Genomic DNA, 750 nt, shown 5'->3' with positions numbered 1-750 from the left:
GCAGCGGGTCGCCCGCCGACTAGCTGGGGCGATCGTAAGCGCGGCGTAGCCGGGCGCAGCGGGTCGCCCGCCAACTAGCCCCCGACGGCTAGCCGTCGCGGCTAGCCCGAGCCGCTAGATGATGCCGCGCTTGAGGCGACGGCGCTCCCGCTCGGAGAGACCGCCCCAGATCCCGAAGCGCTCGTCGTGAGCCAGGGCGTACTCCAGGCACTCGGCGCGCACCTCGCAGCCCAGGCAAATCTTCTTGGCCTCGCGAGTGGAGCCATCCTTTTCCGGGAAGAACGCCTCGGGGTCGGTTTGCGCGCACAATGCGCGGTCCTGCCATTGATCGCGGCTCACCGGCTCCAGCGGAAATACTTCGGCCGCATCGGAAACCAAGCTCAAGTGGGGCCGCGACGCTGCCCCCGTCGTCGCCGAGACGGCATTGGTGTGCGGTGTCCCTCCCACTACGCCCCGAAGGTGCTCATAGGACATGTCCGCCTCCTCACCGGATTCGTTGATGGTGAATGTCGCCACTGTTGTGCTGTGTTGTGCGGCCTATATTTCGAACAAGTGATCGAATCTCGGTCTGCGACACCGCAACCGGCCGGCCAACCGGGAAATGACACTGATGTGATTACACACGGGTTACTTGCGGTGGTCAAGCGCTGAAACGAAATTCCATATCATGTCGTGACCAAATTTCAGCGGCATTGTGTCGATTGCGGCCGCGGCGTGTCGTGTGAGCCGCCCCTCCGCTCCCCCAGAACC

Annotated in this window: 1 protein-coding gene; it reads right to left on the bottom strand. The window is 64.3% G+C overall.

Annotation, left to right across the window (positions count from 1 at the left end):
• Positions 1-114 precede the first annotated feature (114 nt).
• Entirely contained in the window at positions 115-474 is a 360-nt protein-coding gene (locus ACFE99_RS08610; RefSeq protein WP_375484312.1) for a WhiB family transcriptional regulator, read from the bottom strand.
• Positions 475-750: the final 276 nt, after the last annotated feature.

Origin of the sequence: uncultured Mycobacterium sp., assembly GCF_964249325.1 — a bacterium.
Classification (GTDB): domain Bacteria; phylum Actinomycetota; class Actinomycetes; order Mycobacteriales; family Mycobacteriaceae; genus Mycobacterium.
The sequence above is the reverse complement of the archived record's forward strand: the minus strand, read 5'-3'. Positions and strand labels throughout refer to the sequence as shown.